12 protein-coding genes and 1 tRNA gene are annotated in these 14,895 nt (G+C 43.9%); 3 read left to right on the top strand and 10 right to left on the bottom strand.

Translation table 11 applies throughout. From position 1 onward, the window contains the following. Nucleotides 1-82: 82 nt before the first annotated feature. The 8 genes from BGK61_RS09605 to rlmE all read right to left on the bottom strand — a co-directional run bounded on the left by BGK61_RS09605 (nt 83) and on the right by rlmE (nt 9,097). A complete protein-coding gene (locus BGK61_RS09605; RefSeq protein WP_234349433.1) occupies nt 83-2,320 on the bottom strand; it encodes a bifunctional diguanylate cyclase/phosphodiesterase in 2,238 nt (745 codons plus the stop codon). 296 nt (nt 2,321-2,616) lie between these two features. Continuing rightward, nucleotides 2,617-2,702: transfer RNA gene (locus BGK61_RS09600), tRNA-Leu, on the bottom strand. A 10-nt stretch (nt 2,703-2,712) separates the two neighbouring features. Further along, nucleotides 2,713-3,126 carry a preprotein translocase subunit SecG gene (gene secG / locus BGK61_RS09595; protein ID WP_076010911.1) on the bottom strand — a complete coding sequence of 138 codons (414 nt, stop codon included), beginning with the start codon at nt 3,124-3,126 and terminating at the stop codon, nt 2,713-2,715. Between the two features lie 10 nt (nt 3,127-3,136). Further along, nucleotides 3,137-3,880: a triose-phosphate isomerase gene (gene tpiA / locus BGK61_RS09590; protein ID WP_014998257.1), complete on the bottom strand. Its 744-nt coding sequence runs from the start codon at nt 3,878-3,880 to the stop codon at nt 3,137-3,139. A gap of 96 nt (nt 3,881-3,976) precedes the next feature. Continuing rightward, a complete protein-coding gene (glmM, locus tag BGK61_RS09585) occupies nt 3,977-5,320 on the bottom strand; it encodes a phosphoglucosamine mutase (protein WP_014998256.1) in 1,344 nt (447 codons plus the stop codon). A 9-nt stretch (nt 5,321-5,329) separates the two neighbouring features. Next, nucleotides 5,330-6,154, bottom strand: coding sequence for a dihydropteroate synthase (folP, locus tag BGK61_RS09580; RefSeq protein WP_076010912.1), 825 nt, complete (start codon nt 6,152-6,154; stop codon nt 5,330-5,332). Between the two features lie 265 nt (nt 6,155-6,419). Then, nucleotides 6,420-8,366, bottom strand: coding sequence for an ATP-dependent zinc metalloprotease FtsH (gene ftsH / locus BGK61_RS09570; protein WP_014998254.1), 1,947 nt, complete (start codon nt 8,364-8,366; stop codon nt 6,420-6,422). A 101-nt stretch (nt 8,367-8,467) separates the two neighbouring features. Beyond that, nucleotides 8,468-9,097, bottom strand: a complete 630-nt coding sequence (rlmE, locus tag BGK61_RS09565) for a 23S rRNA (uridine(2552)-2'-O)-methyltransferase RlmE (RefSeq protein ID WP_014949364.1) — start codon at nt 9,095-9,097, stop codon at nt 8,468-8,470. Between the two features lie 95 nt (nt 9,098-9,192). Here rlmE and yhbY point away from each other — a divergent pair, with 95 nt between their 5' ends. Both yhbY and BGK61_RS09555 read left to right on the top strand, forming a co-directional pair. Next, on the top strand, nt 9,193-9,486 hold the full coding sequence (yhbY, locus tag BGK61_RS09560) for a ribosome assembly RNA-binding protein YhbY (protein WP_014949363.1): 294 nt from the start codon (nt 9,193-9,195) through the stop codon (nt 9,484-9,486). Between the two features lie 114 nt (nt 9,487-9,600). Further along, nucleotides 9,601-10,377, top strand: coding sequence for a 3-hydroxyacyl-CoA dehydrogenase (locus BGK61_RS09555; protein ID WP_014998253.1), 777 nt, complete (start codon nt 9,601-9,603; stop codon nt 10,375-10,377). Between the two features lie 84 nt (nt 10,378-10,461). Here the strand turns inward: BGK61_RS09555 and BGK61_RS09550 are convergent, their stop codons facing one another. Further along, nucleotides 10,462-11,166 carry a hypothetical protein gene (locus BGK61_RS09550; protein ID WP_076010914.1) on the bottom strand — a complete coding sequence of 235 codons (705 nt, stop codon included), beginning with the start codon at nt 11,164-11,166 and terminating at the stop codon, nt 10,462-10,464. 279 nt (nt 11,167-11,445) lie between these two features. On the opposite strand from BGK61_RS09550, the gene BGK61_RS09545 reads away from it, so the two are divergent. Further along, nucleotides 11,446-12,330, top strand: coding sequence for an RDD family protein (locus BGK61_RS09545; RefSeq protein ID WP_014998251.1), 885 nt, complete (start codon nt 11,446-11,448; stop codon nt 12,328-12,330). Between the two features lie 70 nt (nt 12,331-12,400). Here BGK61_RS09545 and BGK61_RS09540 read toward each other — a convergent pair whose 3' ends face one another. Then, nucleotides 12,401-14,797 (bottom strand): Lon protease family protein, encoded by a 2,397-nt coding sequence (locus BGK61_RS09540; RefSeq protein WP_076010915.1) that lies wholly within the window; start codon nt 14,795-14,797, stop codon nt 12,401-12,403. Between the last annotated feature and the right edge of the window lie 98 nt (nt 14,798-14,895).

Raw genomic sequence — 14,895 nt, 5'->3', positions numbered from 1 at the left:
CATTTACGATGCCATGTCGCCTAACTTGGAAACAACTGCACTGTGATTACGTTCAAACAATAAATTTAATTTAATAAAAAAGCTATTCACCGAAAGGCGTATTTTGCAGCCAATCCTCAAGGTCAGAACGAATTAGGGGGCGGCTAATGTAATATCCTTGAACAATGTCACATCCCCAATCTCGCAAGATTTCCAGAGACGCCACATCTTCCACCCCTTCCGCTACAACTTTCAAATTAAACACATTCGCCAAACTAAGAACGGTATGCACAATTTGCTGATCGTTTTCATCGCTTGCTAGTGACAGAATAAAGCTCTTATCAATTTTTATCGTTTTGACTGGTAAGTTCTTCAAATACGCTAACGATGAATAGCCTGTTCCGAAGTCGTCAATTGCGAAGTGAAAGCCGCGCGCTGTTAACTCGTTAAGGTTTTCAATAGCCAATGACGCATCAGCCACTAAATCGCTTTCTGTTATTTCAAGCTCCAGCGAGTCAGGCGATAACCCCTCTTGTGTGAGCAATGCAACTAGATTGCCCAGAAGTATCTTATTTTGAATATCTTGTGTTGATAAGTTCATGGCTACGGAAAACCCATACCCGCGCCCTCTAAAGTACGCTAAATCAGATATGGTCTGCCTCATAACCCAAGTAGTAACTTGCTCAATTAATCCAGCTTGTTCTGCGATAGTAATAAATTCGTCGGGTGGCACAAAACCTAGCACGCTGTTATTCCAGCGAATAAGCGCTTCCATGCTGCACACTTTCATGGTTTTTAGGTCTATCTTTGGTTGGTAAACCATAGACAGCTCATGTTGCTGACTTGCCAAGGCGCGCTTAAGCTCGGTAGTAATTGATAATCTGCGATTGTATTTATCTTCTAATTCAGTTCTGTAACGAACGCACCAACTATCGCTGTGTATCGCTTCATCGGTAACGATATTCATCTTTCGAAATAGCTCTTCAGATGTGGTTGCATCCTGTGGACACTGAATAACAGCCATCGCCACTTTCACGGGTATTGCGATTAAATTACTTTCAACCGGCTGTTCTAAGATATGCTTCAATGTTTCGAGCTGGTCGTCGTTAAGCGCTTCGTGGGTAATATACAGAATCTCACCGCCGGCGAGCCTTGCAGAAGTTCCCGGCCATCGCTGCAGTCTTTCGGCTAATGCTTTTAGTGTATTGTCCCCGTTGGAATAACCGTACAAGTCATTAATCGTACGAAAGCCTATAACCGTGATGGCAACAACTTGTACCGCTCGCCCGTCTTGAAGTTCAGCTTCAAAGTACCCTTCTACATAATTTCGATTAAAAAGCCCCGTTAGTACATCATGCTCAGCTTGATAACGTATGTGCTTTTCACGACTCTTGATACTCGATTGCATGCTATCAACGGCACTGGCGAGTTCAGATATTTCCTTTAACGTGGAGGGCGTTTCTAGCGTGGTACCGTAGGTACCAGATGCTACCTTATTAACCGCTTTTACAAGAGTTGATACAGGTTGGCTCACCTTTCTGGCAAAAATCAGAGAAAGTCCAAGTGCAATGAATATGGCGACCAAACAGAAAGACAAAACGGTAAATTGAACACGAGTAAAAGCATTGAACGAAGTCTTTGCATCTATGGCTATTGTTATTTTTACAGGTAAATTTTCGTCAGTTGAAATGTCTACCTGGCGTGAAAAATAAGTCAGTTCATCGTTGAAAGTTACATCTAGCCAAGAAGGGTCGTCTTCAGACGCTAAGATTTGTTGCGCCTCATTTTCCTTTAACGTTGTGGAAAGGATGTCATTGGAATCAACTTTTGAAATGATGATATCGGCGTCTACAAGCTGTTTAAGTTCACTCAATAATGCATTATTAAACGCTACACCGATTAACATGTAGTACCTAAGCGATGGTATTTCTACACGGATAAGATTTAGCTGCATTAATTGATTGTTTAAAACGAAAAAACCGCTGTCTTTACCCTTTGCACCTAAAGCTAGGCTACTCTCTACGTCTTGGCCTTCTTTAAATAACTCCGTGCGTGAAACAATTACTTGATGGTCAAGACTAACTAAAGCAATGATATCGGTGTCGAGTCTCTGCGCGAAACTAGCAAACGCCGCGTCAATAGAAGGCAGGTTTTCTGTGTCGATAGCACGTTTGAAGTCAGGTGAACGGGATAATATGTTGGAAACATTATGAATAACGGCTTGGCGGTCAGCGATGACTTTATCAAAAACTTTTTCCGCTAATACAATATTGTGATCGATATTATCAACTACAAGAGTGTTAGCAGAACGCCACACCGCGCCTATTATCAGAAGTGACACTATTACAATCCCTATAAAAAGGGTTTGGAATAAACTCTGACTAAGTGTTTTTTGCACTTCAGTGCCCCATGAAAATTGTTTTATTTAAGACACTCACCTGAGCGCTTAACTCTTTCAAAGAATAGCCGAATAATAAATTTAGGAACAGACGTAAGACCCTGTAAATTTTGGATTTTAACGCTTTGTTACAATTAAACACACAGTGCCAGACCGCGGGTGTAAGCACCATATAACTAACTTATACGGAGAATAGAAACAAAAAAGGCCAGCAATATTGCTGGCCTTTTCTATTTAATTGGTGCGGAAAGCGGGACTTGAACCCGCACGAGCTATGCTCACCACCCCCTCAAGATGGCGTGTCTACCAATTCCACCACTTCCGCGAAAACTATTTTAGTTTGAACCATCAGTATCGTCAGACTTTGGTACGTCTGTTACGTCTGTTTCAACAACAGGTACATCGTTCTGTGTTGCTTCTTCAATGACTGGAACGTCTTGGTCAGCTGGAAGTTGCACTGGCTCTTCTACTGAAGCCGGAACTTCAAGATTGTTCCACTCGTCTTCTGCGCTTTCACGGTTTGCAGTCATTGCACCAAGTGAAAGGCTGATGAAGAAAAACAGCGCAGCTAGAATAGCTGTTGTACGGGTCATAAAGTTACCTGAACCTGATGAACCGAAAACCGTGTTTGAACCACCTGAGCCAAATGAAGCGCCCATATCTGCGCCTTTACCCTGTTGGATCAAAACAAACCCAATAAGTAATAGCGCAACAATTAGGTATGCTACTAAAAGCACTTCGTAAATCATAAATACCTCGTCAGTTTGCCGCTTGGCAAATTGAAATAAAATCTTCAGCTTTTAAACTGGCTCCGCCAATTAAACCACCATCTACATCGTTCTGAGCAAACAGGGTTTTAGCATTGTCTGGCTTAACACTACCACCGTATAAAATACGAAGGCCTTGAGCCAATTGTGCGTCTACTTTTGCAAAGTAGCCGCGAATAAATTCGTGTACTTCTTGTGCTTGTTCTGGGCTAGCTGTTTTACCAGTACCTATTGCCCAAATCGGCTCATATGCAATAACAGTCTTGCTAAGTTCTTCAACAGACATGGCATCAATAAGCGCATCTAGTTGTTCACCAACGTATGCCTCGACGTTGCCTGCTTCTCTTACTTCTAGTGGCTCACCTACACAAATGATAGGTACAACACCAGAGGAAACGCACTGTTTCGCCTTTAATGCAACAAGTTTGCTTGACTCGCCTTGGTCTTCTCGTCTTTCAGAATGCCCGACGATTGCGTAACCACAACCCGCCTCTTTAAGCATTTCAACAGACAACTCACCAGTGTGAGCGCCGTTATTCAGATGACTTACGTTTTGAGCGCCAATGGCAAATGACTGGGTTTCAAATGCGTGTAAAAGAAGTGAAGGAGCGCAAATTACGATTTCCGATTCAGCTTTTACGTTCGCTAATTTTTGATTGAATTCAGCAACTAATGCCAAATTTCCATTCATTTTCCAGTTGCCAGCCACGAATGGCTTTCTAAGATTTTTACTCACAACGCAGACCTTAGCCCTGTCTTCAAAGCGGGCGTGATATTAACTATTTAATTGAGAAGATACAAGCACAAAAAGTAAAATTTCCTGCTACGCCAACTAATTGGCGAGATTACGAACAGTTTCAGCGATATGCTCTGCCCATTTATGAGATTGGGCTTCATCATTCGATTCTACCATTACACGTATTAATGGTTCTGTCCCGCTTTTACGTAATAGCACCCTGCCCGTTTTCCCTAACGCAGATTCAGCCTCTTTCTTTGCATTTTGTACATCTGCATGGGCTAAATAATCCACTTCCTGATTAGCGTATCGCACGTTAATCAGCGTTTGAGGATACATCTCAAACCCACTTGCCAAGTCATGCAAATCCATGTGTGAACGAAGCATAGCAGCAAGTACTTGTAACCCCGCAACAATTCCGTCGCCGGTGGAGCACATATTTAGGTTAAGTACGTGGCCCGAATTCTCACCGCCAATAGACCAACCTTTCTGCTGTAGTAACTCCATTACGTATCGGTCACCAACATTACTGCGGGCAAACGGTACGCCTAGTTTCGAAAGTGCATTTTCTAGGCCTAAGTTGCTCATCAATGTGCCAACAACGCCACCTTGCATCTTGCCATTTTTAAGTGCATCTCGCGCAATGATGTAGACAATCTGGTCACCGTCTAGCACGTTGCCAAGATGGTCAACCATCATAATGCGGTCGCCGTCACCGTCTAGTGCAAAACCTAGGTCCGCACCGGTTTCTTTCACTTTTTCAACAATAGCATTCATCGAGGTTGCACCTACACCATCGTTAATGTTTAGGCCATTGGGCGCTGTACCCAGTTCAATAACCGTTGCGCCTAATTCACGAAGAACATTAGGAGCGATGTGGTACGTTGCACCGTGTGCACAGTCCACAACAATTTTTAGATCTGTCAGCGACAGTTCTGACGGGAATGTGCCTTTACAAAACTCAATATAACGACCTGCTGCGTCATTGATACGTGTAGCTTTGCCTAGCTTATCAGATGCCACACATGTCATAGGTCGCTCGAGCATGTCTTCAATAGCTAACTCAATATCATCATCGAGTTTAAAGCCTTGGGCTGAAAAGAATTTAATGCCATTATCATAAAATGGGTTATGAGATGCACTAATTACTATACCCGCTTCTGAGCGAAAGGTTTTAGTAAGATAGGCAATGGCAGGCGTTGGCATAGGGCCGAGCAAACCAATATTGATACCCGCAGCAGAAAGCCCTGCTTCTAATGATGACTCTAGCATATAGCCAGAAATTCGCGTGTCTTTGCCAATTAGTACTTTGTTCGTTCCTCGACCTGCAAGTACCTTACCCGCTGCCCACCCTAATTTGGTGACAAATTCCGGGTTAATATTGCTCTCGCCTACCTTGCCACGAATGCCGTCGGTGCCGAAATATTTGCGCTGCGTCATTATTATTCCTTATTTTACTGAATTCAGCATTTTCACGATATTGACAGCATCTGCTGTTTCTTTCACGTCGTGAACGCGAATTATTTGTGCGCCCATTTGGGCAACAATTGTAGCGAGGCTTATGCTTCCCGCCAAGCGCTCATCCACTTTTCTGTTGAGTAAATTGCCAATCATCGACTTACGTGACATACCCACTAACACTGGATAACCCAAAGCCATAAGTGTTGGAAGGTGTTTAACTAATGCATAGTTATGTTCTAGTGATTTACCGAATCCGTAGCCTGGGTCAAACAAAATAGCATCTTTAGAAATGCCTGCCTCTTCGCAGATTTGTGCACGCTGCAATAAGAACTGGCCGACATCTTTAACGACATCTTCATACTCTGGATTATCTTGCATAGTCCTAGGCTGTCCTTGCATATGCATCAAGCATACGGGTACTTTTGCTTCGGCGGCAGCTTGTAGTGCCCCAGGCTCTTGTAGGGCGCGTACATCGTTAATTAACCCTGCGCCTGCCCTCACGGCTTCGCGCATTACGTCAGCTTTGCTGGAATCTATGGAAATTACACAGTCGGTATTTTTCGATACGGCTTCAATAACCGGTATGGTGCGATCCAATTCTTCCTGTAACGAAACATCGGGTGCACCAGGCCTGGTTGATTCACCACCGACATCTATGAACGTTGCGCCTTCATCAATCATGCGAAGCGCGTGCTCAAGGGCTTGTTTTACATTTGCGTGTTTGCCGCCGTCAGAGAATGAATCGGGCGTAACGTTTAAGATGCCCATCACATGTGGTTGTGACAGATCAATGAAGTGCTTACCAAACTGCATGAATTACCTGCACTATGTTTTTAAGAAATAATACTATCTTTCAAAAAAAGTTGTCTTCAAAAAATGAAGCTATAAAGCAAACTGGTTTTAAATCGCCTAGTGAGCAGTGCTCGTTACCGTGAAGCGCAAATACATTGCCTACTCCAATTTGATAACCAACGTTGTTTAACTCCCGCTTAAAGCCTTTGCTCAATTTGCAACAAAAACCAGATTGCGCTAACAAAAAACGCCAGTTTAACTGGCGTTTTTTAGTGATTGTAGAAGCTTAGCTTGGGATATCGCCCGGCTTGCCTACCGACGGCTTGTCAACGCCATCGTTCTTAATTTCACCTTCACGAACTGGTGCACCACCGCTTGGCTTATCGCCACCAGACGGCTTGCTGTCATCCCAATCTGCAGGAGGACGAACTTCAGTGCGGTTCATTAGGTCATCAATTTGCTTAGCATCAATGGTTTCGTACTTCATTAGTGCGTCTTTCATTGAATGCAAGATATCGATGTTTTCTTCAAGGATCTTCTGAGCACGTTCATAGTTGCGGTCAATCAACGACTTAATTTCCGCATCAATTGCTCGTGCTGTGTCGTCAGACATGTTTGTTGCCTTAGACATAGACTTGCCTAGGAACACTTCACCTTCGTCTTCAGCATACAGCATTGGACCCATTTTGCTCGACAAGCCCCACTGGGTTACCATCTTACGAGCAATTTCAGTCGCGCGCTCGATGTCGTTAGACGCACCCGTTGTCACTTTGTCGTCACCGTAAATGATGGCTTCAGCAATACGCCCACCAAACAAGCTAGAAATCATGCTTTCTAAATGTTGTTTAGAATGGCTCACACGGTCTTGTTCCGGTAAGTACATAGTCACACCCAACGCGCGACCGCGTGGAATGATTGACACCTTGTAAACCGGGTCGTGCTCTGGAACCAAGCGACCTACGATAGCGTGACCCGCTTCGTGATACGCTGTCATTTCTTTTTCAGGCTCAGACATCACCATAGACTTACGCTCAGAGCCCATCATGATTTTGTCTTTCGCTTTCTCAAACTCTTCCATTGAAACAAGGCGTTTGTTGCCGCGAGCAGCAAATAACGCAGCTTCGTTTACTAGGTTAGCTAGATCAGCACCTGAGAAACCTGGTGTACCGCGGGCGATAACTGATGGTTCAACATTATCAGCCACTGGCACTTTGCGAATGTGAACTTTAAGAATTTGTTCACGACCGCGAATGTCTGGAAGACCAACCACTACCTGACGGTCAAAACGACCTGGACGAAGTAGCGCAGGGTCTAGTACGTCAGGGCGGTTAGTTGCCGCAATAACGATAATACCTTCGTGACCTTCAAAGCCGTCCATTTCAACTAGCATCTGGTTTAGGGTTTGCTCACGCTCGTCGTGACCACCACCTAGACCCGCACCACGTTGACGGCCTACCGCATCGATTTCATCGATAAAGATAATACAAGGCGCAGCTTTTTTCGCTTGCTCGAACATGTCACGCACACGAGATGCACCTACACCTACGAACATTTCAACGAAGTCAGAACCCGAGATAGTAAAGAATGGTACTTTCGCTTCGCCGGCAATCGCTTTTGCAAGCAAAGTTTTACCCGTACCTGGAGGACCTACCATTAGTACGCCCTTCGGAATTTTACCACCTAGTTTTTGGAACTTAGACGGATCGCGTAGGAAGTCTACCAATTCAGATACATCTTCTTTCGCTTCGTCACAGCCTGCTACGTCAGCAAATGTTGTCTTAATTTGGTCTTCACCAAGTAGGCGAGCTTTGCTCTTACCGAATGACATAGCGCCACGGCCGCCACCACCTTGCATTTGACGCATGAAGAAAATCCACACACCAATAAGCAGTAACATGGGGAACCATGAAATGAAAATAGACGTCAGAAGAGACTGCTCTTCTGGTGGTTCACCGTACACTCTTACGTCGTTCTTAACCAAGTCAGAAATTAACTTGTCATCGAAGTAAGGTACGAATGTTTGGAAAGTTTCGCCTGAACGCTTAGTACCTCGAATTTCGCCACTATTATTGATGCGAACTTCTCGAATATTTCCCTGTTCTGCTTCTCTCAAAAACGTTGTGTAGTCAGTTTGCGAACGAGACGATTCACTCGGTGAAAAGCTCTGGAAAACCGACATTAAAACAACGGCGATGACTAACCATAAGATTAAATTTTTTGCCATATCGCTCAATGCTACTAACCTCTATAAACCCGAATTGCATGTATATTCAACAACTTGATTATTGAATAAACGACACAACTCGCAACGAAAACCGCTTATCTCAAAGCGTACTACACTTTATACCCACAAGCCACCAAATACACCTCTCGTGAACGAGATCTGGACGAGTCAGGCTTACGCGTCTTAATGGTTGTGAAAGACTGTTTAAGTGCGTTCATGAACTCAACAAACCCTTCACCTTGGAACACCTTTATGACAAATGAACCGCCTGGTTTTAACACTTGGTGACACATATCAAGCGCTAGTTCGCAAAGGTACATAGAGCGAGACTGGTCAACCGAAGCATTACCTGCAAGGTTCGGTGCCATATCAGACAACACAATATCTACGGTGTTCCCACCAATTCTGTTCAATAGTGCGTCGAGAACTGCGTCCTCTCTGAAATCGCCTTGTAGAAAGTCTACACCCACTATTGGATCCATGGGCAAAATATCGCACGCGATAACTTGACCATTGTCGCCAACAAGTTGAGCAGCCAGCTGTGACCAGCCACCCGGTGCCGCACCGAGGTCTACAAGTGTCATTCCTGGTTTAATAAGCTTATCTTTCTTCTGGATTTCTTCCAGTTTGTAGATAGCCCGCGATCGCCAACCTTCCTTATTTGCTTTTTGCACATAATGGTCGTTAACGTGTTCTTGAAGCCAGCGTTTACTGCTGGCGGAGTGTTTCTTTTTTGTCATTCCAATACAATGTCATTAGGATTGTAGAGAAGATGGCGTTAGAATACGTTATTTCAAGCATAAACTAACAGATTAATTGTAAGAAATATTACTTCATGAAACTTTCAAATAAACAGAAACAATTTCTAAAAGGCCTTGCACACCCTTTAAAACCTGTTGTGCAGCTAGGTGGTAACGGCCTGACAGAAGGTGTGGTTGCCGAAATCGATAACGCACTTAGCCACCACGAATTAATTAAAGTTAAGGTGCCAACAGATGATCGCGAAGAAAAAGCGCTTATCATGGACGCCATCGTTCGTGAAACAAACTCAGTTAAGCTTCAGGTAATTGGTCATACACTAATTATCTACCGTCAAAGCGAAGACTGTAAAATTCAGTTGCCAAAATAACTGCAAAATAACTGAATGAAAGGTGCCGATCCCTCTCGGCACCGTAGTTTTTCTTCTTACTTCCCGTTAACATCACGTTAATAATAGTGAATAAACAGGGTTTAAGGGAAATCTATGACGCTAAATAATCTTACTGCCATTGTGACCGGTGGTTGTTCCGGGCTAGGTCATGCCACTGCTATCGCCCTTCGTGATGCAGGCGCAAATGTTAGTCTTTTCGATTTAAATGAAGAACTCGGCGCACAGCGTGTTGAGGAACTTGGCAGCGACAATACACTTTTCACCAAGGTTGACGTTCGCGACGAAGCGTCTGTTCAAGCAGCAATCGACGCGACAACGAGTAAATTTGGTGCTATTTCCTTAGTGGTTAACTGTGCGGGTATCGCACCAGCTAAACGCCTGCTTGATAAAGAAGGCAACCCCGCGCCGTTAGGTGACTTCCAAAAAACGATCGATATTAACCTGGTGGGCAGCTTTAATGTGTCGCGTTTGGTTGCGGCAGCTATGGCTAAACAGTCACCTATTAACGATGAAGGCGAACGCGGTCTTATTGTAAATACAGCGTCTGTGGCTGGCTATGAAGGTCAAATCGGGCAAACCGCTTATGCCGCCAGTAAAGGCGGTATTATAGGTCTAACCCTACCGATGGCTCGCGATTTAGCGCCGCTAGGCATTCGTGTTAATACCATCGCGCCAGGTGTTATGGGCACACCAATGCTACTTGCTATGCCAGAAAAGGTGCAAGACGCCCTTTCGGCAAACGTTCAGTTTCCTAAGCGCCTTGGGCTACCAGAAGAATTTGCTAAGTTAGTTATTCACATGGCAAACAACAGCTACCTAAATGGCGAAACAATCCGTTTAGATGGCGCGCTTCGTATGCCGCCTAAGTAATAAAATTTATTGTGGAATACGTAGTCGATAATTAGAAAAACCCGCCTGTTGGCGGGTTTTTCATTTAACGAGAAAAGGTTTTATCTAACTCTTCATTTTCATTAGGGTATCGGCTTCAACGGTAAACCTATTGAAGAAGTCATCTTCTAATTCACCAGTAATACGTACGCGCTCACCTTTAGAAAGTGACAGATACCCATTGACATCTACTGGCGCATCTTCCAGTTCATCTAGTTCTACTGTTAGCGTGCTATCACCCACTTCAATTTGTAGGGCTTCTTTACCAATTGATTTAACCGTGCCAACTAACACCATTTCTTCATCATCAAAATCGATGTTGCTGGCGGTACTTAGATAAAGATCTGCAGATGCTTGGTCTACCGATTTAGCTAAGTAAACAGTATCCATGCCCTCTACAATCACACTTTGGGCAACTAAGCGCTCCTTAGATAACATGCTTTCATCTAATTGCGCAGTCACCATCACGTCTTTTCCTTCAATTTCAGCATACGCCTGAGTGTCGAGGTCGGTGTCTCTTAATTCAACAAAGATATGACCGTCGCCGTAATCTAGTGTGAAAAATTTTGAATCGACAGCAGATACTTCACCGGTTAGCGTAATCCACGAGTTCCCTACTTCCGCAGTTCTTGAAACAGGTTGAACCGACTTTGATGATGCCTGCATCTCTGCGGTTTTCTGTTGGTCCACATCGGTGTGTGCTAGCGCTGATGAACCCATCATTGCTAAAGAAACCAGAGTTGCCGTTATCGTTCGCTTTGAGTTAAACATAGTAACCTCCTTAAAGGCATAGTTGTATTCCATTTGAATTACTCTAAAACAAACTCAGTAATGCAAACTCAGTGCCTACTATAAAAATCAATAACTTAAAAACTTTCACTGTCACTAATAAACGACATTTACGGAAAATTATTCCAACTTTTGAAGACATTACACTGTACTTATCTTTGTTGAGAAATTCGTATTTTATAATCCAATAAGTAGTTAAAATTAGGTGCATTACTGTGTAAAGTGATGTGATGGAAATGTATTAAGTACAGTGGACGTTAAATGACACAACCCCACCAACAAGTTGATGCTCCCCCTATAAATAGAGGTGTTGAGCCCAATGCTGTAGATACTTCGAACAAGATTGAGACAAAAGATATTGTCACGCCCTACGCGTTTGGTGTGGCCGAGTCGCTGTTGGGAAAACGCCTTGCGACACCTTTTCAGCGGGGAGTCGCTCAGTGTATAGACCTTTTCTTCGTTGCTATACTTAGCTCTCTCGATGCACTCTTTTTAGCAATTATTGCCACCGTCACGTTTTACAAAGCCAGCCATAACCTCGCAAAAAATAGAAATCGAAAAACTACCCGCTCATTTCTAAGGATGGGTGGTGCTTTTATGCTTTTTTGGACGGTATTGCTATCGTTAGATGCGCTAAACAACGCCGATTATTTCAATGACAGTGCTCTTGCTAGTAACCCTAGTCAAAACATTAACGGAACCGTTGAAAATATTAGTGGAGATAATCAAACTCACATAAATAGTACGTTTGAAGAATTTACGCAGCCAACGGAAGCTACCGTCAGTGAAGTTGAAGATTATGTTGATCCACCCTCACATTCTGTTTCTTCAGACTATAGTGTTGTAGCTTGGGCTAAGGGAATAGTTGCCGAGCTTGGTTTGGGGTTTGGTTGGGCAGCACTTTATTACAGTGTTTTTACCGCATGGTTTAATGGCAAAACGCCGGGTAAGCGCTTGTTGAACATACAGGTGCTCAAGCTTGATGGCTCTGGCTTGTCGCTTTGGGAGAGCTTTGGCCGTTATGGTGGCTATGGTGCTGGTTTGGCAACAGGGTTGTTAGGTTTTATGCAGATTTACTGGGATCCAAACCGACAAGCCATCCAAGACAAAATATCCGAGACGCTGGTCATCAGTACGCGCGATTAATAGGGCAGCTTATTTAAATCAAAAATAAAAAGCGCGACTCTATACGTCGAACTCGCGCTTTATTTTTAGGTTATTCGCCGTCACCACCGTTCACAATAAGCGCGATATTGTATAAGCGATTTACTGCATGATAGTTAATGGAGTTTTTAGGGTAGCGACCTTTACTGCTGATTTTACCGGCTTCCTGCTCCATTAAAATGGATAGCGCATCGTCGACAGTTTCAACAGTGTATATATGGAACAACCCTTTTTTCACTGCGTCAATAACAGTGGTATCTAATACCAAGTTAATCGCATTCGATTTAGGGATAATTACGCCCTGCGTACCAGTAAGCCCGCGGTGCTGACACAAATCAAAAAAGCCTTCGATTTTTTCGTTTACTCCACCAACGGCTTGCACTTCACCATACTGGTTTATTGAACCTGTAATCGCCAAGGTCTGTAAGCAAGGGATTTCAGTAAGCGCTGATATAAGCGCAACCAGTTCACCTAAGGATGCACTGTCGCCGTCAATATGACCGTATGACTGCTCTAACGCGATATTTGCTGAGAGTGTTAACGGAAAATGCTGAGCATACTTGTTGCCCAAATAACCGTTTAGCAGCATGACGCCTTTAGAGTGAATTGGCTGACCAAGCTCCACTTCTCGCTCAATATCAACCACACCACTAGCCCCAGCAAACACCGTAGAGGTAATGCGTGCGGGTGTACCAAACGCAGTATCACCAATATCCAACACCGTTAGCCCGTTTACTTTGCCCACAGCTTTGCCTTCAGTGGCAATAAGCACGTGCCCTTCTTTAATATCGTTTAACAGGGCTTGGCTTACGCGACCTGTGCGACGTTTCTTGGCACTTAGTGCAGTCTTTAAATGGTCGAGTTCAAGTGTATCGGCATTAGATTTTTGACAGAAATAGTAGGCTTCATTTACCAGTTCAATGACTTCCGCAAAATGCGCAGATAGCTTCTCTTTGTGTTCCGCCATTCTCAACGAATATTCGACCAACCTGCACATGGCATTAGTCGTTATTCCTTTAAGTCCCAGTTGGATGAGATGCGCACGAACCTTGCCTACGAAGTCAAACAGCGCCTGCCTGGTAACAGGAATTTCTAGGTCAAAATCTACCAGCACTCTAAAAAGTTCATCAAACTCATCATCATAGTCTTGTAGCGTGTAGTAAAGGTCGCGAGAGCCTAATAAAACAATTTTCACATTTAAATCAATAGGCTGAGGATTAAGCGTGATGTTGTTAACCATGCCCACGTCCTGCTGCGGCAAGTCCATGCGTAACCGTTGTGACTTAATGGCAAGCTTTAAGGTATCCCATACAAAAGGCTGCTCAATGAGTTGGTCGACATCTAATAGTAGATAACCCCCATTTGCACGGTGTAGCGCTCCTGGCTGTATCATTCGATAATTAGTAAATACGCTACCGTGAATATTAGTGTATTCAATTTTGCCGAACAAGTTTTGATAGGTTGGGTTAGGCTCGTAAATCACCGGCGCCGCGTCGTCGAGTTTATTTGACACCAGCACGTTAGGAAGGAATTGCTCTTCTAAAAATACCTTTTTGTCAAAGTCGTCGCTTTTCTCTTCTTTTTGCTCTTCACTGTGAATAACCAATATGGCATTAACCAAAGCGGTTTTAAGCTGCTTGAGATATTTCATTACCCCAAGCTCAGACGCGTATTTGTGTTCAAGCACCTTAAGCAGTGGTTTGATCCCCTGCTCTGCCGTCTTTTTGTCTAGTTCACGCAGACGCTCGGAATTCTCGCGCTTCCACGTAGGCAGGCTTAACAACCCTTCACTAAGTCGGTTCTCTAACTCGTCTATAAGTGAATAAAAACCTTCTCGTTGCTCGTCAGTTAGCGAGGCAAATTCAGTATCACTAATTGGTTTACCGTTTACGATAGGCGAAAACGTAATTGAGCCGCCTTCTTCGTATAACGCGACATCATTTGCTTGTGCGTAACGTTCCACTGCATCGATAGCTGCATCGTATTTTTGCTCAAACTCTCTTGATATTGAGGCGCGACGGCGCTGATACCCTGGGTTATCAAAGGCAATGGGCAGTGAGTCTAAAACATCGTCGATGAGTGCAGCCATGTCTTTATGGAATGCTTTTCCGCCGCCAGGAGGGAATTTTAATGCAACAGGTTCACGCTCTTCATCAAAATTGTTGATATAGCAACAATCATCAGGAGCCGGCAGCTGAGCAACCTGGCGTTCGATGTAATCCTTCACCAAGGTGAATCGCCCCGTTGCTGGCTCACCCATCACGTAAAGATTATAACCTTTGGTGTTAATGCCTAACCCAAACGTTAGTGCTTCACGCGCACGTTCTTGGCCAATAAAAGTAGCATTTAGCGCTTCATCATCTTTTAAGGCACTATTTATCGCTCGGCGATTGATGGTAGGTGAAAGCGCGTCTACATCTAACGCATAAATTTTACTGTCTACAGACATGTCTGATCTATTTTCGTTTCTTTACTTAAGTGAAACCCTAATTAACATTAGTGTCAAACGCTTATCCTTAATAACGCTGCTTTGCGTTGTCAATTGCA

It is taken from the genome of Alteromonas abrolhosensis, assembly GCF_001953635.1.
Taxonomy (GTDB): domain Bacteria; phylum Pseudomonadota; class Gammaproteobacteria; order Enterobacterales; family Alteromonadaceae; genus Alteromonas; species Alteromonas abrolhosensis.
Note: the sequence above shows the minus strand (reverse complement) of the source record. Positions and strands in the feature narration are given on the sequence as shown.